Source organism: Rhodococcus wratislaviensis, assembly GCF_041228765.1.
Lineage (GTDB): Bacteria > Actinomycetota > Actinomycetes > Mycobacteriales > Mycobacteriaceae > Rhodococcus_F > Rhodococcus_F wratislaviensis.
Map to the genome: position 1 here is coordinate 6,345,807 of NZ_CP150488.1, position 21,944 is coordinate 6,367,750.

A 21,944-nucleotide genomic window follows, 5' to 3' on the forward strand; every position below is an offset into this window, starting at 1 on the left:
CGTCAGAACCGCTCCCGACACCCGACCCCGTCAGGAAATCCACTCCCAGTGGGCGGTGCGGACGTCCGTCTCCGGTTCGCGGCGCAGGCGTACCCGCAGGTGACGATCGACCAGCTGCTCGGCGATCCCCTCGCCCCATTCGACGACGACAACCGCTGCGGCCAGGTCGGTGTCGAGGTCGAGCGCGTCGAGTTCGTCCAGTGCGTGCGGGCCGCTTCCGCCCAGTCGGTACGCGTCCACGTGCACCATTCCGACCGGTGCGCCCCCGTCGGGGCGCGTGCCCGCCCGGTGCTCCCGCGCGATCACGAATGTGGGCGAAGTCACTCGCCCCTGCACGCCGAGCCCGGCTCCGATCCCCTTCGTCAGTGCGGTCTTCCCCGCACCGAGGGGTCCGTCGAGAACTACGAGATCACCGGCGACGAGTCCCCGGGCGAGGTCCCGCCCGAACTGCTCGGTGTCCTCCGCCGTCGGTAACACCACGGTCCCGCTCACGGGCAACACTCCCTCCTCAGCCGACATCGGACTGCTCACGCGACTCGTACGTGGCCAGGCCACGATGCAGCACCCGGTCGACGGCGTCCGACACGACGGTCGGGAACTCGAGCTGCACCAGATGGCCGGCGCCACGCACCCGCACCAGTTCGGACTCCGGAAGGTCCGCTGCCAGTTTCCGGGAGCTGCCGAACGGGATGATCATGTCGCTGTCGCCGCACACCACGACGGACGGGGTGTGCTCGATCGCCGCGAGTGACGCGGACTCGTCGTGCAGTTCGAGTGTGCGCAGAAAGTTGACGATGGTGACCACCGACGTCCGGTCCAGCATGGAGTCGGAGAACTTGTGCAGCCGCGGACTCACGTCCGTGCCGTACGACGCCGCCCGCAGAATCGGGGTGATCAGCACGCGGGCCGCGCCGCGCGCGTGCTGGACGAGTTCGGGCGAGGTCCGGACGGCCAGCCGGAAGCCGTCGATGACCGGGTTCTGCAGGTTCCGCGTCAATCCGGTCTCGCTGAGACCCGCAGCGGCCGTGGCCACCAGGCCCACACCGACCACCCGCGACGCCACCAGTTCGGGACGCCGGCCGGAAAAGGCCAGCACCGTCATCCCGCCCATCGAATGCCCCACGAGCACAACCGGTCCGGTGGGGGCCTTCGCCTCGATCACGGTCGCGAGATCGGCGCCCAACTGAGCGATGGTACAGCTCGCCGTGGACGGCACGCCCGAATCGCCGTGCCCGCGTTGGTCGTAGAACACCATCCGCACGTCGTCGCCCCAGCGCTCGGCGAGCTGGCGACGCTGGAAATGCCACGACGTCATGTCCAGGCAGTAGCCGTGCACGAACACCGCCGTCACCGGCGCATCCTCCGGGCCGACCTCGCGGACCGCGAGCGCGACGCCGTCCTCGGTGACCACGACGCTGCGCCGGTCCCGCGACATCAGCGTGAAGTCCTCGTCGCCGTAGATCTCGCGGCCCGGCCGGGCCGCGCTGCGCAGCGCGTTGACACCGGCAACCGAACCGAGCGCCAGTGCGCTCAGCACACCGCCGACGAGCCCCAACCGCTTCGACAACCCCATCTAGGTGCCCGTCCCGCCGACGTAACTGCGCACCGTGCGTCCGCGTACCCCGGTCACCACCTCGTAATGGATGGTGTCCAGTTCGTCGGCCCACGCCTGCGCGTTGGGCTCGCCGAGGTCGCCGTTGCCGAAGAACACCGCGGTGTCCCCCTCCCGGACTCCGCCGCCGTCCGGTCCGAGATCGACGACCACCTGGTCCATGCAGACGCGTCCGATCCCCGGACGTCGCTCCGAACCCAGCTGGACCTCGAAACGGCCGCTGAGCGAGCGCGGCAGCCCGTCGGCGTACCCGAACGGCAGCAGCGCCACCGTGGTATCCCGTGGGGCCACCCACTGGTGCCCGTAGGACACGCCTTCACCTGCCGCTACCTTCTTCACCAGAGCCACCCTCGATCGCAGTGTCATCGCCGGGCGCAACCCGAACTGACCGAGTTCGGGAACGGGCGACAACCCATATATCGCGATTCCCGGGCGAACCATGTCAAACCGCAGGTCGGGACGGGTCAGGGTGGCCGCGGAATTGGACAGGTGCACCACTTCGGGGACCAGCCCCTGACGCTTGGCATCCGCGATCGCGCCGACCAGGCGATCGCGCTGGGAATCGATCCAGGCGTGGTGCGGCTCGTCGGCGTGGGCCAGATGCGAGAAGATGCCGCGCAGCCGCACCGATCCCTCGGCCTGTGCGCGCGCCAGATCGACGAGGACCTGCGCCAGCTCGTCGGGTGCCACCCCGTTGCGATTCAGTCCGGTGTCGACCTTGATCGTGACGATCGCCGTGGTGCCGACGCTCCGGGCCGCAGCGACCACCGCGGCGAGGTGGCGGGGCGAGGAGACGCCGAGTTCGACCCCGGCCGCGATCGCGGGGGCGAAATCGGCGTCGACGGTGTGCAGCCACGCGAGGACGGGTGCGTCGATGCCGGCGCGGCGCAGAGTGAGTGCCTCGGACACTGTCGTCACGCCCAGTTCCGATGCTCCGGCGGCCAGCGCTGCGCGTGCCACGGGTACCGCGCCGTGGTTGTAGCCGTCCGCCTTCACGACGGCCATCATCGCCGCGTCCCGGGCGCTGTCGCGCAGGATACGGACGTTGTGCGCAATCGCGTCCAGATCGACCACGGCCTCGGCCTGCGGCGCCGGCGCCGCCTGTGCGGGCGCTGCGGGTTCGCTGTGTCCGTGGTCGTCGGCCGGTACTGCTTCAGCAAGCGTCATGTGTTCGATCCTGCCATTCACGATGAGGCCGGCATTTCTTCGGGGGACACCCCCGCACGGAGAACTCTGATCGACTCCCTGAGGTGCGCGAGCAGCGTCCCGGCGGTGATCGGTGCTGTTCCGCGGCCTGCGGAGAGGTCCGCGCCACCGCCTCGGGCCGCTAGGTTCGCGGCCAGCGAGTGAGCTCGCGCACCCACCGCTGCGGCCCGGGCCGGAGCGATACCCGCGGCCATGAGCGAGCCGATGATCCCGGCGAGCACGTCCCCCGCCCCCGCGGTGGCGGACCACGACCCGCCCGCCTCGTTGACGAAGATCCGGCCCCCGGGTTCCGCGATCACCGTGGCCCGCCCCTTGAGCAGCAGGTGCACGTTCCAGTCGGCAGCGAGAGAACGTGCCGACGCCACCCGGTCCGGACCCGGATCCTTCCCGGTCAGCCGGGCGAACTCCCCGGCGTGCGGGGTCAGCAGTGTCGCTGCGGTCCGCGACCGCACCAGGTCCGGGTCCTCGGCGAGCAGGGTCAGACCGTCCGCGTCGACCAAGACGGGCACGTCGGAGCCGAGCAGCGTCCGCAGGGTGCGTCGGGCGGCGTCGTCGGTTCCCATACCCGGCCCGACCACCCACGACTGGACGCGTCCCGCCTTCGCGAGATCGGCGGTCGCGATCACCTCCGGCGACTGCGCGAGCACCTCGTTCGTGCACGGCCCGGCGTAGCGGACGAGCCCCGACGTGGCCGTGACCGCGGCGCCCGTACACAACACACCGGCGCCCGGGTAGCCGTCGCTGCCTGCGACCACGCCCACCACACCCTGCGAGTACTTGTCGTCGTCCGCCCCCGGCACCGGCCACGCGGCACCCACGTCGGCGGCGTCGAGGGCGGTGATCCCGGCATCGCCGAGCAACAGTCCGATGTCCACGAGCTCGACTCGGCCGCAGTGCGCCGCGCCGAGCGCATGAACCGGTTTGAGGGCACCGAATGCGACGGTGACGGCGGCGCGCACGGCGGGCCCGTCGACTGCCCCCGTGTCCGGGTCCACACCGCTCGGCAGGTCCGCCGACACGATCGGTGCCTCGATCCGGTCGACCAGGGCCGCAGCGTCGGGTCGCAGCGACCCCCTGCCGGAGATTCCCACGATCCCGTCGATCACCAGATCGGGCAGCCCCAGATCGCCGGTCGGGGCTGCCACCCGGCCGCCGGCCGCGGTGAACGCGGCCAGCCCGGCCTCGTGCGCCTTCTCCGGTTTGAGCAGGACCGCGGTGGCCGCGACACCGCGCTTGCGCAGCATCGACGCCGCCCACAGCGCGTCGCCGCCGTTGTCCCCGGACCCCACCAGCACCGTGATCGTGCGACCGGCGACGCCCCCGGTCCGCGCTCGCAGTTCCGCCGCCATCACCGTGGCGAGCCCATGCGCTGCGCGTCGCATCAGTGCGCCGTCGGGAAGAGACGCCAGCAACGGCGCCTCCGCGGCTCGAACCTCGTCAGCGGTGTAGTAGCCCCGCATGGGAACTCCTCGGCGAGAAGGGTCGGTATCGGGTCAGACTACGCTCGACGTCATGCGTGGACGTGGAAGCTCGTGGATCGCCGGAGTGGCTCTCGCCGCAAGCATTTCGATGGCGGGCGTCGTGTCCGGGTGCGGTTCGCCGGACAGCGCGGCGCCCGAGGCCCCGACCGGACCTGTCGTGCAGGTCGCGAACATGGCGTACGCGCCCGCGACGCTCACCGTCAAGGCGGGAGACACCGTCACCTGGAATTTCGACGACAAGGGTGTCACCCACGACGTGGTGGGTGTCGGCGCCGCGAAGAGTGTGCTGCGGAGCCGGTTGATGCAGACCGGCACGTTCACGTACACGTTCACCGAACCGGGCACCTACGACTACACGTGTTCGCTGCACCCCGAGATGACCGGCACCGTCGTCGTCACTCCGTAGGGGCGCGGCCCTGCCACGCCCCCACGGTCGCTGCTATTCGACGGTGACGGACTTCGCGAGGTTACGCGGCTTGTCGACGTCGTAGCCCCGTGTCTGCGCGACCTCCGCAGCGAACACCTGCAACGGCACCGTCGACAGCAGCGGCTGCAGCAGCGTCGGCGCTGCCGGGATCTCGATCAGGTGGTCGGCGAACGGGCGCACGGCCTCGTCGCCCTCCTCCGCGATCACGACGGTCCGCGCACCGCGGGCCTGGATCTCCCGGATGTTGCTCAGCAGCTTCGAGTGCAGCACCGCACGCCCCTTCGGGGACGGCATCACGATGATCACCGGCAGCCCGTCCTCGATCAACGCGATCGGACCGTGCTTGAGCTCACCGGCCGCGAAGCCCTCGGCGTGCATGTACGCCAGCTCCTTGAGCTTGAGTGCACCCTCGAGCGCCACGGGGTAACCGACATGGCGGCCCAGGAACAGCACCGTCGACGAGGACGCCAGCTCCCGCGCCAGCGCCCGCACCGGCTCGACCGTGTCGAGTACCCGGCTCACCAGGTCGGGCATGGCCTCGAGATCGGCGTATTCGCGAGCGACCTCGTCCGGGTACTTGGTGCCGCGGGCCTGGGCGAGCGCCAGGCCGACCAGGTAGTTCGCCGTGACCTGCGCGAGGAACGCCTTGGTCGACGCGACACCGATCTCCGGACCCGCCCGGGTGTAGAGGACGGCGTCGGCCTCGCGCGGAATCTGGGCGCCGTTCGTGTTGCACACTGCCAGCACCCGAGCCTTCTGGTCCTTGGCGTGGCGCACGGCCTCCAGGGTGTCGGCCGTCTCACCGGACTGCGAGATGGCCACGACCAGCGTCGACCGGTCCAGGACCGGGTCGCGGTAGCGGAATTCGCTGGCGAGCTCGACCTCGACGGGCAGCCGGGTCCAGTGCTCGATGGCGTACTTCGCGAGCAGCCCCGAGTGGTAGGCACTGCCGCAGGCGACGACGAAGACCTTGTCGACGTCGCGCAGCTCCTGATCCGACAAGCGCTGCTCGTCGAGGACGATCTTCCCGTCCTGGAAGTGACCGAGCAGGGTGTCTGCGACTGCGGCCGGCTGCTCTTCGATCTCCTTGAGCATGAAGTAGTCGTGGCCGCCCTTCTCGGCGGCGGCGAGGTCCCAGTCGATGCGGAACGGGCGGCCCTGCGCCTCGGATCCGTCGAAGTTCAGAATCGAGTACCCGTCCGCGGTGATCACCACGACCTGGTCCTGCCCCAGCTCGACCGCGTCACGGGTGTGCTCGATGAACGCCGCGACATCGGACCCGAGGAACGTCTCTCCCTCGCCGACACCGATGACGAGAGGCGTCGAGCGACGCGCCGCGACGATGGTGTCCGGGTGATCCGAGTGGGTGAAGACGAGCGTGAACGCGCCCTCCAGCCTGCGCAGCACGCTCAGCGCGCTCGCGACGAAGTCACCGGCCGTCTCACCCGAGGCGTAGGCCCGGGCGACAAGGTGCACCGCCACCTCGGTGTCGGTGTCGCTGGAGAAGTCGACTCCGTCGTGCTCGAGTTCGGCCCGCAGCGGGGCGAAGTTCTCGATGATGCCGTTGTGCACGACGGCAACCGTGTTGCCCGCATCACGGTGCGGGTGCGCGTTGCGGTCGGTCGGCCTGCCGTGCGTGGCCCACCGCGTGTGACCGATCCCGGTGCTCCCGGTGAAGTGCTCGGCCCCGATCTCGTCGAGTTCGGCCTCGAGATTCGCGAGACGACCCGCCTTCCGCTCGACCGCCATGCCGCCGTGTCCGTCGAGCACGGCGATACCGGCAGAGTCGTATCCGCGGTATTCCATTCGCCGCAAGGCCTCCACCACAACAGTCAGAGCCTGCCGGTGGCCGACGTATCCCACGATTCCGCACATGGTTCATCAGGGTACTTGGACCGGGCGACGCGGCGAAGTCGGAGTGTGGGCCGCATCGGCTCTCTCGCCGGGCCGCGAATCGGATAACGTTCTCCCCGTGGCGCCGAAACCGAAGACCCTGGCCCGTGAACTGTCCAAGCGTGGACCGCACCGCGTGCTGCGGGGTGACCTCGCCCTCGCCGGACAGCCGGGCGTCGTATACACGCCCGAATCAGGCTTCAACCTGCCGGCCGTCGCGTTCGCGCACAGCTGGATGGCAGGTGCCGACCATTACCGGAAGACGCTCGAGCATCTGGCTTCGTGGGGAATCGTCGTGGCCGCCCCCAACAGTGAACGCGGTCCCGTGCCCTCCCACCTGGGCCTCGCCACCGACCTGCGGGCCACCCTCGACATCTGTGTGGGCGTGCGGCTCGGCCCCGGCCAGATCAGCGTGCAGCCCGACCGCGTCGCGTTCGCAGGACACGGGATGGGTGCGGGTGTGGCGGTGCTCGCCGCCGCGCAACGGGACGTGTCGGCGGTCGCCGCCCTGTTCCCGGCTCCGACCGCACCGAAGGCCGAGAAGTATGCGTCCAAGATCACAGCGCCGGGTCTCGTCGTCGCCGGTGCCGACATAGACACCATGAACAGCAACGCCAAGGCGCTGGCCGAGGCGTGGGGTGGAGAACACGTTCTGCGCGCCGTCAACGGGGCCAAGGAGTCCGGGCTCACCGAAGGCCGCCGCCTGCTGGGTGCACTCGGTATCGGCGGTTCCGAGCGGAAGACCCAGCAGATCACGCGCGCGTTGCTCACCGGCTTCCTGCTCTATCACCTCACCGAGGACAAGAAGTACGAGGTGTTCGCGAAGGCGGACGCCGAACTCCCCCACACCACGCTCGTCGACCCGCACGAGGAGCACACCGACGCCGGCTTCGAGGGCGTGCTCCCGCACATCTGAGGTCTCGGGTCACACCAGCCAGCTGCGCGGCCGATAGAACTCGTCGTCGTCGAGTGTTCTCGGTTGCGCGGCCGCGGGTGGTGCCGTTGCGGGTTCGGTCCGGCCGCGGCCGGACCGGTTCGCCGCGGCTTCCTCGTCTCTGGCCCTGCGCTCGTCGATCCGCTCCCGGAACATGTCCAGGTCGGCTCGCATCTGTGCCCGTTGCGCACGCAACTGTGCGGCTCGGTGGCTCACAGCGGCCCGGCCTCGGCCAACTCGGCGCCGCTGTCGAATCCGGTCACGGGACCTGTCGCCAGTTCGGGTGCGGACCGCGGTTCATCCAGCGGCGGGGGCCAGGCGGGCGTCTCGGGTACCGGCTCCTGCTGCACTGACACCACCTGTGGTTGCGGGACGGCTGCGGCGTCTCCGGCAGGCGCAAGGGCCGGTGCGTTCTCGTGGTCCGGCACGTCGTCCGCGGCGGGTCGGCCGGGCGGCTCTTCTTCGGTTGTCGCGTCCGCGGTGTCCTCGGCACCACCGCTGACCTGCGATTCCGGTGTCGGCGAGGCAGGTGCGCAGTCGGCGTCGCCGGCGTCTCCCTCGCCCGCATCGGTTTCCGCCGTGATCTGCGGCAGACCGTCCGGGCCGATCTCGACTCCGAACCTGGCCGTCCCACCCTGGCCGTCGCTCATCTCGAGGTGAATTCCCTGACCGTCGGCATCGACGGCGAGCGTCCACGACTTGCCGTCGAGGTTCAGTTCGAGGCTCTTGTCGTGTGACGCGCCGTCGGCCGACTCGCCGTCGTCCTCCCGCGGATCGGCGTGTTCGTCGCCGAGGTCCTCGGTGTTCCGTTCCTCGTCGTCCCTGTCGGTGAGGGCCGAGACGGTGTCCTCGATCAACGGGCGAAGGATCGAACCGAGATCCGCCAGACCTCCGGCGAGCCCCTGACGCACCAGATCGCCGGGACCGGGAATGCTCCCGAGGCCCGGGGCAGTAGTAATCGGTGGCACGGCGGTCATCGGTGGCACGGTCATCGGTGGCACGGTCATCGGTGGCACGGCGGTCATCGGTGGCACGGCGATCGGTGGTGCGGTTGCCGGTGGTGCGGTTGCCGGTGGCGCAGCGGACATCGGTGGTGCGGCGGCAATCGGACTGGTGGCCGTGTCCCCACCACCGGATCGAGGCGGGACGTACGCCGGGACGTCCGTCGCAGGTGACGCGGCGGGCGCCGCCGGCGCCGCAGGGACGGGCGCGGGCGCAGCCGCTGGGACTGTGTCCGCGTTCCGCACCTCCGGCACCCTCGGCGCGGGCGCCGGATCGGGAGTGTCCTCGGGACGAAACCCGGGCTGCACCTCGATCGACCGCGCCTCGGCGACGACGGCGTCGTAGGCGGCGTGCACCGCTTCGGCGCAGTCCGCACACGCAGCGGTGAACTCCTGCTGCTTCTCCTCATATACGTGCCGGAAGTTCGCGTCGAGCCAGTCCTTGGTGATTCCGGCGGCCCGCCGCACCACGTCGTCACGGTCGAGTCTGCGGAGCGCGCCGCCGCCACCGTCCTTGTACAGGCCGTTGACGTGTCGGTAGTCGTCGTCGGCGAGTTCGGGGAACCAGTAGGACGCGTCTTCCATGCAGTCCTTCGCGGCGGAGTTGTCGCCGTCCTTGCCGTCGGCGTAGATCTGCGCGAGAACGTCGATCTGGGCCGCGCTGTACCCCCCGACCGTCGGCTGGTGCAGAGCCACCACCTTGTACGCCTTGGTCGTCACCGCGGCGCTCAGCGTGAGGTTCGCCTCGAACAGCACCTCGGCGAGTCCGTGGAGCCGACCAATGGTGGCGTCCGCCTGGACGTTCTGCCGGCCGGCGGCGTCGATCGCGGCCGCGGCGGCGACTCCCCTCCACCCGGTTCGCACTGCGGTGAGGCACTTCTCGTTCTCGTCGAGTTCGGTGCGGGCCGCCTCGAGGCCGCGTCCGAGGGTGTCGACGTCGCGGGCGAGCACGTGCAGGCGCATCCCCCGCTCGGCGTCGAACCTCGTGTAGTAGTCGGTGAGTTCGCGGGATTCGTATCCCAGTCTTTTCGCAGCGGGGAGGAACATCTCGAAGAATTCGAGGCCCCGCGCGCCGAGATCGAGCATGTCGTCGGGAACGTTGAGGGACTTCGGGCGCAGGTGCTCCCCCAGAACGGTCCGGGACGCGTTCGCGGCCTGGGCGTCGCTGCCGTGCTCCAGCAGTGCGACGAACCGCTGGTCGGCGAACGGAGTCCGGTCACGCCTGTCGAGCCCGTACTCGTCGAGGTACGGCTGCCAGGACGACGCGTCCTCCTCGCGGGAGGCGGCCCAGGCCTGGAGGAGTTGCTCCTTGTATTCGCGGCTCAGGGTCGGGTCGTCGATCAGCATTCTCGGATCCGTGGTCACCACTGCACCCCGTTCACGACGGCGGTGGTGTTCGCGTCCGTTCCGGAATAGCGCGCCGCGGCGGCCCGGAACGCGTGCCCGAACGACTCCGCGTCCGCGGCCCACTGCCCGAGCGCGACCCCGACGACGCCGAGGGCGTCACGCACCGCATCACCCTTCGCGGCGTAGTCGCGGCCCGCGTGCGCCCCACCGAATTCCAGCCGGGCGGTCGCGGCGGCCTGTTGTCTCAGGACCTCCGCCGACCGCAACAGTCTCGCGCCCGCGTCCGTCACCACCGCGACGTCCACCTCGAGCCCATCGCTCATTGCCCCACCCTCTCTTCGCGACCTACTGCATTAGACGCGACAGCGCACCGATCGGTTCCCCCGGCCGATCGGTGGGCTGTGTCCGCTCACACGGAGGCGACGGTGCCCGCCAGCTCGTCGGCGAGCTTCCGAGCCACTTCGATGTCCGAAGCCTCGACCATGACGCGGACGAGTTGCTCGGTACCCGACGGCCGCAGCAGTACCCGGCCGTTGTCGCCCAGGCTGCGCTCGGCGGCCACGACCGCGTCGAGCACGACCGGGGACGCGGCGACGGCGCGCTTGTCGGCGACCTTCACGTTGACCAGAACCTGCGGAAGCGTCGTCATCGCCGACGCCAGGTCCGCGATCGGCTGTCCGGTCTCCGCCATGCGGCCCATCAGCCGCAGTCCCGTCAGCACTCCGTCGCCGGTGGTGCCGAAGGCGGGGAACACGACGTGACCGGACTGTTCGCCGCCCAGGCTGAAGCCGCCGGACCGGAGCCCTTCGAGGACGTAGCGATCACCGACAGCAGTGGTGACCAGCGAGATCCCGGCCTCGCGCATTGCGATGTGCAAACCGAGATTGCTCATGACCGTCGCGACGAGGGTGTTGTCCACCAGTTCGCCTGCATCGCGCATGCCGAGGGCGAGCACGGTCATGATGGCGTCGCCGTCGATGAGGGAACCGGCGGCATCGACGGCGAGGCATCGATCCGCATCCCCGTCGTGCGCGAGACCCAGGTCGGCGCTGTGCTCGACGACCGCCTTCTGCAGGCTTTCGAGGTGCGTCGACCCGCAGTTCTCGTTGATGTTGAGTCCGTCGGGTTCGGCGTTGATCGCGACGACGGTGGCGCCGGCGGCCCGGTAGGCGGCGGGAGCGACGCCCGATGCCGCGCCGTGCGCACAGTCCACCACCACGGTCAGCCCGTCGAGGCTGTTCGGGAGTGCGGTGGCCAGGTGCTGCAGATACCGTTCCGCTGCGTCCGGCACCGCCCGGACACGTCCGATCCCTGCACCGGTCGGCGCCCGCCGTGTCGTGGTTCCGGCGGCGACGGCCTCGATCCGGCCTTCCACCTCGTCGTCGAGTTTGTGTCCACCCGCCGCGAAGATCTTGATGCCGTTGTCGGGCATGGGATTGTGCGAGGCCGAGATCATGACACCGAGAGCTGCGTCCAACTCCGCGGTCAGGTAGGCCACTGCGGGTGTCGGCAGCACCCCGACGTTCAGAACGTCGACGCCGGCAGACGTCAGGCCCGCGACGACCGCCGCCTCGAGCATTTCACCGCTGGCTCTCGGGTCGCGGCCGACCACAGCCGTTTTGCGTCCCCCCGAACCCGGCGACGCCAGCACCGTCGCGGCGGCGGAGGCCACCTGCAACGCCAGCTCGGCGGTCAGCTCGGTATTCGCGAGACCACGAACCCCATCCGTCCCGAACAATCGACCCATAGACCAGACCCCTCGCACCTAGGAAACCCACTACATCTCGGATAAAGCACGAGAGCAGGCGTCCGGTAACGATGGACGCCTGCTCTCGGGAAGAACAGGTGCCGAAGCCGACCCCGGAGGGCGGCTTCGGCGACACATCAGCGCTTCGAGTACTGAGATGCCTTGCGGGCCTTCTTCAGGCCGTACTTCTTGCGCTCGACGGCGCGGGCGTCACGCGTGAGGAAGCCGGCGCTCTTGAGAGCCGGACGGTCCTCGGGGGTGACCTCGATGAGCGCGCGGGCGATGGCGAGACGCAGTGCGCCGGCCTGTCCGGACGGTCCGCCACCGTGCAGCAGCGCCACGATGTCGAAGGACTCGGCACGCTCGACCGTGACCAGCGGAGCCTTGATCAGCTGCTGGTGCACCTTGTTCGGGAAGTAGTCCTCGATGGTGCGGCCGTTGAGCTTGAAGTCGCCCGAGCCGGGGGTCAGACGGACGCGGACAACCGCTTCCTTACGACGACCGACGGTCTGGATGGGGCGATCGATCACGATCGGGGCCTGCGGCGCAGCAGCGGCCTCGATGTCCTCGGCGACCTCGGGCTCCTCGACGGACACGTACTCGTCCGCCGCGACCTCGACAGCCTCGGTGATCTCTTCGGGGTTGGACACGTTCTGCTCCTCCGGCGCCGTCACTGGGCCACCTGCTTGATCTCGAATGGCACCGGCTGCTGCGCGGCGTGGGGGTGGTTCGGGCCCGCGTAGACCTTCAGCTTGCTGCTGATGGCGCGACCCAGCTTGTTCTTGGGGAGCATGCCGACGATGGCCTTCTCCACGAGGCGGTCGGGGTTCTTGTCGAGAACCTCACCGACGGAGCGGGACTTCAGACCACCGGGGTGTCCGGAGTGGTGGTAGAGGAACTTGCCCTCACGCTTGTTGCCGCTGATGGCAACCTTCTCGGCGTTGATGATGACGACGAAGTCGCCGCCGTCAACGTGCGGTGCAAAGGTGGGCTTGTGCTTGCCGCGCAGCAAGTTGGCTGCCTGGACGGCAAGGCGGCCGAGCACCACGTCAGTGGCGTCGATGACGTGCCACGTGCGGGTCACATCTCCGGCCTTCGGGGTGTACGTAGACACAGAACTTCCTCGTCTTGTTCAATCCGCTGCTGGCCATTGCGTATCGTCGAGCGATTCCCGGCGGCCAGTTGAGACCCGAGAACCGCCAGCCACTGCGACACGAGGACACAGCGGCGCACGGCACGCCAACGGAGAACAATACCGGTCGGTGAGGCCCAGGGTCAAAACTCACTCGGCGAGCGCGTCGGCGAGCTGTTCGACCGCCCACGTCAGCTCGTCCCGTTCGATCACCAGCGGCGGGGCGATGCGGATCGTTCCTTCGTGCGCATCCTTCGCGAGGACCCTGCGTGCCAGGAGTCTTTCACAGATCGTTCGGGCGGACGGCATACCGTCGGCCAGCTGCACACCGGCCCACAGCCCACGCCCACGCACCTCCGACACGTGCCCGGGAGGCAGTTGCGACAGCATGCTGTGCAGGTAGGCGCCCAGATCCCGGCTTCGCTGCTGATATTCGCCGGTCTCGAGCAGGTCCACCACCGCGCTTCCCACCGCGCAGGCGAGGGGGTTGCCGCCGAACGTGCTTCCGTGTTGTCCCGGGCCGATCACTGCCATCACCGACCAGTCTGCAACGACGGCGGAGACCGGCATCAGACCACCCCCGAGCGCCTTGCCCAGGACGTATACGTCGGGGGTCACGTTCTCGTGGTCGCACGCGAACGTGTCTCCGGTCCGCCCGAGACCGCTCTGGATCTCGTCGGCGATCATCAGGATCCCGCGACGGGTGCAGATGTCGCGGACCGCCGCGAGGTAGCCGGGCGGTGGCACCAGGACTCCGGCCTCCCCCTGGATCGGTTCGAGGAGCACCGCCACGGTGTTCTCGGTGATCGCGGCCTCGACAGCGGCCGCGTTTCCGTATTCGACGGACGCGAAGCCGGCCGGGAACGGACCGAATCCGGTGTACGCGTCCGGATCGGACGAGAACCCGACGATCGAGATGGTGCGACCGTGGAAGTTCCCGGCGCACGTGATCACCTCGGCACGCCCCGGTGGCACACCCTTGCTGTCGTAACCCCACTTGCGGGCCAGTTTCAGCGCGGTCTCCACGGCTTCGGCGCCCGTGTTCATCGGCAGCACGGCTTCCTTCCGGCACAGCCGGCTCAGGTCCTCACAGAAGGACGCGAACCGATCGTGCTGGAACGCGCGGCTGGTCAGCGTGAGGCGGCCGAGTTGTTCGCGCGCCACCCGGACCAGCGCGGGGTGTGCGTGGCCGAAGTTGAGCGCCGAGTATCCGGCGAGAACGTCCAGGTAGTCGACGCCGTCGATTCCCTTCACCCACGAGCCCGCGCCCGACTCGATCACGACCGGCAGCGGCGAGTAGTTGTGTGCGCTGTGCTCGTCGGCCCTGCTCAGCTGCTCACGCGTGGCATCCGACACGGAAACGACACCGTCCGACATTGCTGGTCACCCCTGATCTTCCGCGTCCCGGAGCCCGCGGAAGCCGCGGAGCTCCAGCGTGCTGCACTTGATTCCGCCACCGGATTTGAGGAACTCCGAATAGTCGACCGGCACGGGCTCGTACCCGCGTTCGGACAGCTGTTCCGCGAGGCGCGAAGCCTGCACGGGCAGGACCACATTGGCGCCGTCGCTCACCAGGTTGAGTCCGAGCCAGTCGGTGTCCGTCTCGGCCGCGATCACCGCGTCGGGAAACATCCGCCCGAGCAGAGCCCGACTGTCCGGCGAGAACGCCGCCGGCAGGTAGGCGATGGTCGCGTCGTCGAGCACACCCAGCGCGGTGTTGAGGTGGTAGTAGCGGGGATTCACGAGGTTCAACGTGATCACCGGGCGGCCGAGGTGGGCCGAGGCTTCGGCGTGCGACCGCGGATCGGACCGGAACCCCGTTCCGGCGAGGATCACGTCACCGACGACGAGGAAGTCGCCCTCCCCCTCGTTGACGTACCGCGGCAGGGTGGGTCTGATCAGCCCGTTGGCCTGGAACCACCGGAACACGCACTCGGCCTCGGCCCGCCGCTCGGCGGACCGGTAGCGGGCGCCGAGCGCGACGCCGTCGACGACGAGTCCGCTGTCGGTGACGAACACCATGTCCGGAAGTCCCTCGACAGGGTCGATCGTGAGGACCTCGTGTCCGAGTCGCCGGTAGGTGTCCGCGAGCGCGGACCACTGCGAAATCGCGCGATCCCGGTCCACGGGCTCCTCGGGACGCATCCAGTCGTTGATGGCATAGACGACGTCGAAATAGGTGGGCGGGCACATCAGGTAACTCCGCGAGTGGGCACGCCGGGGCATGCGGGCGGTGTCGCGCCGCACCTCGGCCGTCTCCTCGTACGGGTTCTCGGACTCGATACCAGCAGTGGGCGCCATCTCCACTCCCCCTCGATCGGTGTCGGTGAAATCAGTATCCACCCACCAAAAGGCCTGATCAATGCGCTAGCGTTTCATCACATGGATGATTCGTTGCGTCTGGACGGGCTCGATCGACGGATTGTTGCGCAGCTGGAGCGCAACGCACGGTCCAGCTTCGCCACCATCGGCGCCGAGGTCGGGCTGTCCGCACCCGCGGTGAAGCGTCGAGTCGATCGACTGGTCGAGTCCGGAGTGATCACCGGATTCCATGCTGCGCTCGATCCGCGCGCACTCGGCCACGGCGTCGAGGTCTTCGTCGAGTTGTACTGCAGCGGTCGCACCTCGGCCGTCGAGATCGCGCGGATCGTGTCCCGTCACACCGAGGTTCAGGAGGCGTACACCGTCACCGGCGACGCCAACGCCCTTCTCCGCGTCCGCACCACCGACACGGCACACCTCGAACGCACGCTGGAGAACCTGCGGTCGGAGCCGGCCGTACTTCAGACCAAGAGCAGTGTCGTCCTCAGCCGGCTGATACCGCCCGCCGACTGATCCACCCGATTCACTGTCGGAGACCACAGTGCCCCAGCAACCGTGGATTGCTGGGGCACTCGACGTGTCACGCGAAGGTCAGAGCCACGCCGTGGCGTTCCGGTCTTCCGCAGTCTGCATGTCGACGGCACCGTCCTGGACGACCTTCGAGATCGTCTGCAGAACCTGCAGCAAATCCTCGTGCGAGCTGTCCCACTTCGCCTGCACAGCTTGGTAGTTCTCCCGCGCACCGCTCTCCCACTGCGCCACGAGCCCGTTGACGTAGCCCCGGAGCTCGTCGTGCGTTTCGCGCAGCTTCGCTTCGTTCGACTTGATGTCGCTCGCCAGCGCCTGCAACTCGGCAAATCCGTACTTCAATGAAGACATTCGGTGCTCCCCTCGAGCTTGGTAATTGTTCTCGGCGCCGGCGTCAGATGTCGAGCGATCCCGAGGCTCCGGCCGCATGAATCGCGTCCTGGTTGGCCTGCTCGGCGGCGTCGTATCCCTTGCCGTTCTCGCGGATCTTCACCGCAATCTCGTCCAGCGAGTCCTGCATACGGCGCGCAGCATCTCCGTACCGAGCCATCAGCTCCATGAACGCCGCCTGAGCTCCACCCTGCCAGGCCGAAGAAGACTCCTCGCAACGTGCCTTGAGACTGTTGATCGTGCCCTGCAGCTGGCTGTTCACCGTCTGCACGTGGTTGGCCGCGACCTCCATCTGGCCGACATCGGTAACAACTCCCGCCATTGTGACTCCTTCTGTTCTCGGTGCGGCGGCCCCCTCTGGACTGCCCGAATTCACCCCTACACAAGATTGGACGCATCAACCGCCCAATCGGTTCCACCACGGTGGAAGATTCTCCGGCGAACAGGACGGGGTCACCGAACGATCACCAGCGACCGCACGACCTCTTCGCACACGTTCTCGATCGACTCCCACTCCTCCGCCAGGAACTGACAGCCGACGCTCACCTGGAGGTCACGCTCGACGAGTACGTGCCAACGCACCACGGAGCTCCTTTCGGGAAACTCGCTGTACGCGATGCCGGGTCGACCGCCGAACACGACGTCGCGCTCCAGTTCGCCGAACAGCTCGGAACGGCCGCGCTGCGCAATCTTCGCCGCGAGGGTCGCCGCCACCTCGTCGTATCCGGCACCCTCTCGAACCGCGTTCTGCGTGATGATGATCCGCCTGTCGGCTCCGCCCGCAGGCACCAACTCCAGTCGAGATCCGGAAGAAGACGACGCGGCGGGCGGGCGCTCCTTCCACCCGCTCGGTAGTGTCACGCGAATTCCGCCCGCCTCGAGGGCCGCCGCGGTGGTGGTGGTGGTGGTGGTCGGCACCGAGGATCGGGTGAGCGTCGGGGTCGGTTGCGCCGGTGCCGCACTCGCGTCCAGAGCACGGACGGATTCGGTGCCGGCACCGGGCTCCCGAAGGGTGAAGACGAGAACAGCTCCGACGACGACGGCCAGCACCGCGGCCACCGCGGCCACCGCGAAGAACGTCGGCCGCGAGCTCCGTCGGTCACCGTGCTCCGATCCCTGCAGCGCCGGTTCGAGCCAGTTCGCTTGCGGCACAGTCATCGCCGTCGGATCGTCCGCAACGGCGTCCAAGCTGGACGCGAGTGCGTGTGCGATTTCTTCGCCGGTGACGATCCGGACGTCAGCGATCGGGGACGCGGCGGCGATCACGGCGTCACGCATCGATGTGCGCTCCTGCGAATCTCCGACGCCGGTGAGGAGTATTCCGTCGACAGGCCGATCACCGCGGGCTCGCGCACCGAGTTCCACGATCGCTGTCGCCCACTCGTCGATCCCCTCGTCGGCGCAGAGCGACGGATCGTGCTCGCAGTCGACGACCCGGTATCCGCCGACCTCGCCGACCACGTAACCGGCCGTTGCACCCACGGTCCGGCTTTCGAGCACCAGCCATCGGCCACCGGACACCGCAGCACCCTCGGCCGCCGCCACGGCAACGGGAACCAGCACCGTGGCGGCGGCAACGCGCGCGCCCGCGTCGGACAGCACATTCCGCCTCGCGGAGCCCCACTCGGTCGGGTAGGACAGTACGGCCGTCGCGATCGGCGCCGCGTTCCCCGCACGGTCTGTCACGGACCGGAACACCGCTGCCAGCGCGTCGGACACCGAGCGAACTCCGCCGTCGACGTCCACGTACTCGTCGTCGACGAAGCACAGCGGCGTCATCTCGTGAGCTGCCGTCGTCACGCCCTGAGTGCAGGACCACATGCCGGATTCAGTGAGATGAATCGCGACCGACGACATCACAGCGGGGGCATCCACGCGAGCTGGATTAGGCCGGTACCCGCACGGTTGACCAGCGTTCCGCGCCCGGGCGGCATCGCACTCGGACGAACGGTGCCGATGAGATTGCCCTCCTCCCGGTTGCCACTCATCACGAGGCCCGTCGACTGCAGATCACGCAAGCGTGCGATGACCGGTTCGTACATCGCCCGCGCCGCGCCGCCGGAGCGTCGCGCGATGATCAGGTGAAACCCGATGTCACGGGCGTGCGGCAGGAACTCGACAATCGCAGCGACGGGGTTGCCGCTCGAGGTCACGACGAGGTCGTAGTCGTCGATGACGACGAAGACTTCGGGCCCCGTCCACCAGGACCGGTCGCGCTGCTGCTGGCGATTGAAACCGGGGCCCGGCATGCGCCCCTTCAGCAGGATCGCGAGGTCCCTCATATTCGTCGTCAGCACGTCCTCGGACGGTGCGTACGAAGCCAGGTGCTCCGTCTCGACGACACCGAGCATCGTGCGCCGGTAGTCGGCGAGAATGATCTTCGCCTGTTTGCTCGTGTTCGACGCCATGATGCCCTCGCAGATGTTCCGCAGGAGCGTCGTCTTTCCACATTCGCTGTCGCCGAACACCAGGAAGTGGGGCTGCTCGGCGAAGTTCAGGAATGTCGGAGCCAACTCGGCCTCGTCGAGACCGATCGGAATCTGCAGACATGCCTGCGCCGGATCGAGGTAGGACGGCCACCCCCCGGCCGCACGAAGCACGTCGTCGCGGGCGATCTGCGCAGGCAGCATTCGCACTGCCGGAGCGGGCCGACCGTGTGTCGCGGCGGCGATGGACGACACCGCGTGCGCCACACCGGACGCCAGGTCCGTCGGATCCGAGCTCCCGTCGATCCTCGGCAATCCGACGAGCAGATGCAGGCTTTCGCGGGTCATGCCGCGTCCGGGTCGGCCTTCGGGAACGAGTGCCGCGGTCTTACGACCGAGGTCGGAATCCGAGGGATCACCGAGGCGCAGCTCGATCCGTGTGCCGAGCTGGTCCTTGAGCGCGGGTCGGACCTCGCCCCACCGTGAGGCGGTGAGCACGACGTGCACACCGTACGACAACCCCTGGGACGCAAGGTTGGTGATCTGCTGTTCGAGAGCCTCGAAGTCCTGACGAATGCTGCCGAAACCGTCGATCACCAGGAAGACGTCCCCGAACGGATCCTGCGCCACCCCGGCGGCCGCGCCGCCGCTGCCGGGATCGGTGGCGCGCAGTCGCCGGAACTCGGCCATCGACTCGACCCCGAGTTCGCGGAAACGCTCCTCGCGCTGACGCACGATGGTGTTCATCTCCGCGATGGTGCGACGCACCCGGTCGACGTCGAGGCGGTTGGCGACCGAGCCGACGTGCGGCAGACCCGACAGTCCGGCGAGCGTGCCGCCACCGAAGTCGAGGCAGTAGAACTGCACCTGTTCCGCGGAGTGGGTGGCAGCCAACGACGTGACGAGGGTGCGGATCGCCGTCGACTTGCCCGACTGCGGTCCACCCACCACCGCCATGTTGCCGGTCGACCCGGACAGATCCACGACAAGCGGGTCGCGTCTCTGGTCGTAGGGCCTGTCGATGATCCCGATCGGTGTACGCAGCGAGCTCAGTGCGGGAACCGGTTCGGTGAGAACCGACCTCGGCAGCATCTGGTCGAGGCTCGGCGCGGCGTCGAGCGGGCGGAGCCATACCTCGTGGGCTCGGGGTCCGCGACCTCTGATCCGCGCAACCACGACGTCGATGGTGGTGCGGATCTCCGTCGGCTCCTCTGCCAGGTGGAGCGACTCCGGTTCGTCGAGAATCTCGACGATGTCGACGGGGACCGGTGCAGCCGTGAAGATCTTGGGCCGCAGCTCGACAGCCGCCTCACCGGGCCGTCGGACACTGTCGTCCCGGCCGCCCTCGAAGGTGCCGGACACGTACGAGGCCTGGAAGCGGACGATCTCCGCGGAATCGCATTTGAGGTATCCGGCGCCCGGGGTCGCGGGCAGGTGGTAGGCGTCCGGAACGCCGAGCACCGTGCGCGACTCGTTGGCCGAGAACGTCTTGAGACCGATGCGGTACGACAGGTGGCTGTCGAGCCCCCGCAGTTTGCCCTCCTCGAGTCTCTGACTCGCCAGGAGCAGGTGAATGTGCAGCGAGCGACCGAGCCTGCCGATCGCGACGAAGAGGTCCGCGAACTCGGGCTGCTGACTGAGCAGTTCGGAGAATTCGTCGACGACGATGAACAATGCGGGCAGCGGGTCCAGGTCGGCGCCCGCCTGGCGCGCCTTCTCGTATTCGGTGACGTTCGCGAAGTTCCCGGAGGAGCGCAGGAGTTCCTGACGTCGGTTCATCTCACCGGCGAGTGCGTCCCTCATCCGGTCGACCATCGCGAGTTCCTCGGCCAGGTTGGTGATCACCGCGGCGACGTGCGGAGCCTCCTCGAGGCCGAGGAAGGTGGCGCCGCCCTTGAAATCGACGAGGACGAGGTTCAGCGCGTCGGGCGAATGCGTCGCGATCAGGCCGAGCACCAACGTCCGCAGGAACTCCGACTTACCCGATCCGGTTGCGCCGATGCACAGGCCGTGTGGCCCCATGCCGTTCTCGGCCGACTCCTTGAGGTCGATCTCGACCGGGTGGCCGTCCACTCCGACACCGATCGGGACCCGCAACCGGTCGCGCCCCTGACGGGGCAGCCACGCATGATCCGGGTTGAGACGGCCGACGTCGCCGATCCCCAGCATCTGGCTCCACGTCTGCACTGGCTGGTCGTCCTCGCCCGCGTCCACTGCCGTCTGCGACGCCGTTCGGTACGGTGCGAGTCGCCGGGCCAGCGTTTCCGCCTGATGAGCGCTGACGAGGTCTGCTGTCGCGAACATCTCCACGCCGGCTCCGCTGCGGGCGCCGAGGGATCCGTCCTGCGCCACCAGCTGGAGTCCTCGTGTGGCCGTCAGTCGCGGGCAGAAGCCGCTGATGTCGAGAACGGACACCGAGTCGACCCCGCCGTCGGTGATCATCCCCGATTCGCCCTCGAGGATTCCACCGTCGACGACGATGACGAACTGGGGAACACCGGGGGCGGCGGGAGCATTGCGCGAGAATCGGTTTCGCATCGACAGCTGGGGACCGAGCGAAGATTCGAGTCCGAGGATCGAGCCGTAGATCATGCGGGACGAACCGACGCCGTCGGACGAATCCGGATGCTGCGCGTGCGGCAGCCACTTGGCCCAGTCCCACTCGTGCTCGGTGTCGGGGCCGCACACGACGGCGACCAGGAGATTGTCCGGGCCGTGGAATGCACACAACTGCATGAGCATCGACCGCACCAGGGACCGTGCCGTACCACGTTCCCCTTCCACGGAGATGGCCGCGAAGCCACGCAGCGACACCGCGGTGGGTAGATCCTGAACTACGGAGTGCGCGCGGACGAAGCGACGAAGCGACACCGCGGCAACCGGTTCCAGATCCTCCACCGGTCCGGTCTCCGGTGCGATCAGGCGGGTTGCGAGGCGCTGGCTTCCCCGGCCGACGCGCACGTGGCAGTAGTCGGGGTCGGTGATGCGGCGCTCCCACATGCGCGCGGTTCCTGCGATGGTCCACAGCAGACCGGGCTCGGGGTGGCTCCAGTCGAGCGCCTTCCGCTGCTGCTCCGCGGTCTCGTCGACGTCGCGGCGCAGCTGATCGAGGTAGCGCAGGTAGTCCTTGCGGTCTTCGTTGGCCTCCGCCGCTTTCGGGCCGCCACGGCCGCCACGGCGAGCATGCCGAGCATCGACACCATCATCATGACGGGAAAGAGCATCGACATCGGATTGCGGGCCATACCCGACGAGAACATCAGGGCCATCATCCCGACCATGGCGACGACCATGACCACGGGAAGGAGTTTGGTCAGAAGGTTTCCCGGCACCAGGCGTGGAATCTCGGGCGGAGCCTGCAGGCTCACTTCGCCGCCCGGAATGCGCGGTACTTCCCGTCGCGCCTTGCGCACGAACCGAATAGTGCTCACTACTCGCCCCCCATGACTACAACCGCCCCGAAAACACCGTGCAGCCGATCCGATCCCGGAACTCCGG

Annotated in this window: 19 protein-coding genes and 1 pseudogene; 3 read left to right on the forward strand and 17 right to left on the reverse strand. The window is 68.6% G+C overall.

Annotation, left to right across the window (positions count from 1 at the left end; translation table 11 throughout):
- Positions 1–30: 30 nt before the first annotated feature.
- Genes tsaE through WKC72_RS29510 form a run of 4 tightly spaced genes read right to left on the reverse strand, consistent with a single transcriptional unit; the run spans position 31 to position 4,278 of the window.
- The gene (tsaE, locus tag WKC72_RS29495) at positions 31–519 is read right to left on the reverse strand and encodes a tRNA (adenosine(37)-N6)-threonylcarbamoyltransferase complex ATPase subunit type 1 TsaE (protein ID WP_037244760.1); all 489 of its coding nucleotides are present in this window, start codon (positions 517–519) and stop codon (positions 31–33) included.
- Positions 509–1,573 (reverse strand): alpha/beta fold hydrolase, encoded by a 1,065-nt coding sequence (locus WKC72_RS29500; protein WP_112302233.1) that lies wholly within the window; start codon positions 1,571–1,573, stop codon positions 509–511. The genes tsaE and WKC72_RS29500 overlap by 11 nt, the downstream gene beginning before the upstream one ends.
- Positions 1,574–2,779: an alanine racemase gene (alr, locus tag WKC72_RS29505; protein ID WP_037244754.1), complete on the reverse strand. Its 1,206-nt coding sequence runs from the start codon at positions 2,777–2,779 to the stop codon at positions 1,574–1,576.
- Between the two features lie 17 nt (positions 2,780–2,796).
- On the reverse strand, positions 2,797–4,278 hold the full coding sequence (locus WKC72_RS29510; protein ID WP_370180577.1) for an NAD(P)H-hydrate dehydratase: 1,482 nt from the start codon (positions 4,276–4,278) through the stop codon (positions 2,797–2,799).
- Between the two features lie 52 nt (positions 4,279–4,330).
- On the opposite strand from WKC72_RS29510, the gene WKC72_RS29515 reads away from it, so the two are divergent.
- Positions 4,331–4,705: a cupredoxin domain-containing protein gene (locus WKC72_RS29515; protein ID WP_370180578.1), complete on the forward strand. Its 375-nt coding sequence runs from the start codon at positions 4,331–4,333 to the stop codon at positions 4,703–4,705.
- Between the two features lie 33 nt (positions 4,706–4,738).
- On the opposite strand, the gene glmS is transcribed toward WKC72_RS29515, so the two are convergent.
- The gene (gene glmS / locus WKC72_RS29520) at positions 4,739–6,601 is read right to left on the reverse strand and encodes a glutamine--fructose-6-phosphate transaminase (isomerizing) (RefSeq protein ID WP_037244746.1); all 1,863 of its coding nucleotides are present in this window, start codon (positions 6,599–6,601) and stop codon (positions 4,739–4,741) included.
- A gap of 97 nt (positions 6,602–6,698) precedes the next feature.
- Between glmS and WKC72_RS29525 the strand changes: the two genes are divergently transcribed.
- Positions 6,699–7,535: a dienelactone hydrolase family protein gene (locus WKC72_RS29525; protein WP_037245016.1), complete on the forward strand. Its 837-nt coding sequence runs from the start codon at positions 6,699–6,701 to the stop codon at positions 7,533–7,535.
- 9 nt (positions 7,536–7,544) lie between these two features.
- Here the strand turns inward: WKC72_RS29525 and WKC72_RS29530 are convergent, their stop codons facing one another.
- The 8 genes from WKC72_RS29530 to ddaH all read right to left on the reverse strand — a co-directional run bounded on the left by WKC72_RS29530 (position 7,545) and on the right by ddaH (position 15,081).
- Complete coding sequence (locus tag WKC72_RS29530) at positions 7,545–7,727, reverse strand: hypothetical protein (RefSeq protein WP_037244743.1); 183 nt, start codon at positions 7,725–7,727, stop codon at positions 7,545–7,547.
- Between the two features lie 38 nt (positions 7,728–7,765).
- Positions 7,766–9,901, reverse strand: a complete 2,136-nt coding sequence (locus WKC72_RS29535) for a hypothetical protein (protein WP_370180579.1) — start codon at positions 9,899–9,901, stop codon at positions 7,766–7,768.
- 14 nt (positions 9,902–9,915) lie between these two features.
- The gene (locus WKC72_RS29540; protein WP_370180580.1) at positions 9,916–10,224 is read right to left on the reverse strand and encodes a type VII secretion target; all 309 of its coding nucleotides are present in this window, start codon (positions 10,222–10,224) and stop codon (positions 9,916–9,918) included.
- A gap of 86 nt (positions 10,225–10,310) precedes the next feature.
- Positions 10,311–11,648 (reverse strand): phosphoglucosamine mutase, encoded by a 1,338-nt coding sequence (gene glmM / locus WKC72_RS29545; RefSeq protein WP_112302228.1) that lies wholly within the window; start codon positions 11,646–11,648, stop codon positions 10,311–10,313.
- A gap of 137 nt (positions 11,649–11,785) precedes the next feature.
- Complete coding sequence (gene rpsI / locus WKC72_RS29550; RefSeq protein WP_005239729.1) at positions 11,786–12,322, reverse strand: 30S ribosomal protein S9; 537 nt, start codon at positions 12,320–12,322, stop codon at positions 11,786–11,788.
- Positions 12,319–12,762 carry a 50S ribosomal protein L13 gene (gene rplM, locus WKC72_RS29555; protein WP_005239728.1) on the reverse strand — a complete coding sequence of 148 codons (444 nt, stop codon included), beginning with the start codon at positions 12,760–12,762 and terminating at the stop codon, positions 12,319–12,321. The genes rpsI and rplM overlap by 4 nt, the downstream gene beginning before the upstream one ends.
- Before the next feature lie 168 nt (positions 12,763–12,930).
- Positions 12,931–14,157 (reverse strand): ornithine--oxo-acid transaminase, encoded by a 1,227-nt coding sequence (gene rocD, locus WKC72_RS29560; RefSeq protein ID WP_370180581.1) that lies wholly within the window; start codon positions 14,155–14,157, stop codon positions 12,931–12,933.
- A 6-nt stretch (positions 14,158–14,163) separates the two neighbouring features.
- Entirely contained in the window at positions 14,164–15,081 is a 918-nt protein-coding gene (gene ddaH / locus WKC72_RS29565; RefSeq protein ID WP_370180582.1) for a dimethylargininase, read from the reverse strand.
- Positions 15,082–15,162: 81 nt separating this feature from the next.
- Here ddaH and WKC72_RS29570 point away from each other — a divergent pair, with 81 nt between their 5' ends.
- Positions 15,163–15,615: an Lrp/AsnC family transcriptional regulator gene (locus tag WKC72_RS29570; RefSeq protein ID WP_037244728.1), complete on the forward strand. Its 453-nt coding sequence runs from the start codon at positions 15,163–15,165 to the stop codon at positions 15,613–15,615.
- Positions 15,616–15,693: 78 nt separating this feature from the next.
- On the opposite strand, the gene WKC72_RS29575 is transcribed toward WKC72_RS29570, so the two are convergent.
- The 4 genes and pseudogenes from WKC72_RS29575 to eccCa form a co-directional block, all read right to left on the reverse strand.
- Positions 15,694–15,981, reverse strand: coding sequence for a WXG100 family type VII secretion target (locus WKC72_RS29575; RefSeq protein WP_005253873.1), 288 nt, complete (start codon positions 15,979–15,981; stop codon positions 15,694–15,696).
- Between the two features lie 43 nt (positions 15,982–16,024).
- Complete coding sequence (locus tag WKC72_RS29580; protein WP_037244726.1) at positions 16,025–16,342, reverse strand: WXG100 family type VII secretion target; 318 nt, start codon at positions 16,340–16,342, stop codon at positions 16,025–16,027.
- A gap of 131 nt (positions 16,343–16,473) precedes the next feature.
- Positions 16,474–17,820 carry a type VII secretion-associated protein gene (locus WKC72_RS29585; protein WP_370180583.1) on the reverse strand — a complete coding sequence of 449 codons (1,347 nt, stop codon included), beginning with the start codon at positions 17,818–17,820 and terminating at the stop codon, positions 16,474–16,476.
- Between the two features lie 56 nt (positions 17,821–17,876).
- Positions 17,877–21,877: pseudogene (gene eccCa, locus WKC72_RS29590) on the reverse strand (type VII secretion protein EccCa).
- Positions 21,878–21,944 lie beyond the last annotated feature (67 nt).